This is a genomic window from Bacteroides sp. 51 (assembly GCF_010500965.1).
Classification (GTDB): Bacteria; Bacteroidota; Bacteroidia; order Bacteroidales; family Bacteroidaceae; genus Bacteroides.
The window spans coordinates 1-1,651 of record NZ_QVMI01000091.1; the positions used below are offsets into that span (position 1 = coordinate 1).

A 1,651-nucleotide genomic window follows, 5' to 3' on the forward strand; every position below is an offset into this window, starting at 1 on the left:
TCCTGAGTTTGGCGCTGGGACACCCAAATCAAAATCCGAACATTTTGGCAAGCGCTTTTTGCTCTTCGGATAGAAGCAGTACTCTTTTTATAGTCCTACCTGTTGCTGGTATCTTTACGTTTAGTTCATAGATTGATTCTGCAATCTCGATAGCCTTTTCTGGAGATAATGGCGCTTGCTTTTCTTTCAATTGGCGCTCCAACTCCTTGTACATCTTATATGCTACAAACGAGATACAAATATGCGCTTCAATTCTACGTCTCATCCGATGGAATACCGGTCGTATTTTCAAATCGTTCTTATTTATCCTGAAAGCCTTTTCAATATGCCATAATTGCTTGTAGTTGTCGATTATTTGATCATTTGAAAGTGAGGAATTAGTGAGATAACCTTTTAAGCCATCCCAACATATATCTTGCTCAAACTTCTCTTTATCAATAGATATAGCTACTTCGCCTTCCATTTTGAGATATTTGTTATAGCCTCTGTTATTGATGTTTGACTTCGTCAGACGCCCTGATCGGATACCCTTCTCTAATTTTTGCAATCCACGCAATCTGTTACTCAGATCTTTCTTTGCTCGGGATGAAGAATAACTGACTATTAAACGACTATCCTCTTTAGGTATAACCGCAATCTGTCCATTACCTAATTTAAGGGATAATATTTTTTGTTTAATGTCCTTTGATTCGCTTTTTATTCTTGCTCCTAAAATAAATTCATATCCCTTATCTATAAGTTCAGACACGTTATCAGCACTCATTAAACCGGAATCAGCCACGACAACCAACTTTTTAATACCATATTTTTGTTTGAACGATTCTATAACAGGCAGCATTGTATGACCCTCGTACTTGTTCCCCTCAAATATGTCATATGCTAAAGGATAGCCATCAAGACTGACTAACAAACCTAAAAGGATTTGTGGATTCTGATGTCGTCCCTCTTTAGAAAAACCGGTCTTACGGAGGTCGTCCATATTATCTATCTCAAAATAGAGCGTGGTGACATCATAAAATACAATCTGGATTTTTCCTCCCAGTATCTTTTGTGTATGTAGATAGCTGATTGTTTGTATCTCTTCTTTATATTCCTTATGTAACTTATCCATGTAGCGATATATTTGCCACAAACTTATGTCATAATGATGGTAGCGGCGTATATACTCATAACTTTTTAACTTGCTCACAGGATGAGATATACGAAGAATAGACAACTGCCTGAGCAAGGAACCAGGAATACAATTGAAACCAATCGAATTAAATATGGGAGTTAACAATAAATCAGTTCCTACGGGGATGATATGCTCAATATTATCTAATACCTGCTCCGTCTGATCCTGATCAATATTGAAATCAAATTCCATTTGTCCACCATGCGATTTGATCCACTCTTTACCGCGTAAGACTAAAGTAGCAATCTCGGATTCATCATTGCTACTTCCTATTGTCTTGATCACTTTATAACGACCGCTACTCTTATCAATGACTTGGATGCTAATGGCGCCACTGCGGTTTTTCTTCTTGCGTACAAACATACCACGAATATACAAAACACACAGATGGGACACCCTATTTGAATACAAATAAATTATAACTCACTGAATGTCAGTGGAAACGAATTTGAATGAGAGAAAAGCGCCAAACTCAGG

General features: G+C 37.4%; 1 protein-coding gene. It reads right to left on the minus strand.

Annotated features, from left to right (window positions below; translation table 11 throughout):
• Positions 1-28: 28 nt before the first annotated feature.
• A complete protein-coding gene (locus D0T87_RS23625; protein WP_163178624.1) occupies positions 29-1,537 on the minus strand; it encodes an IS1634 family transposase in 1,509 nt (502 codons plus the stop codon).
• Between the last annotated feature and the right edge of the window lie 114 nt (positions 1,538-1,651).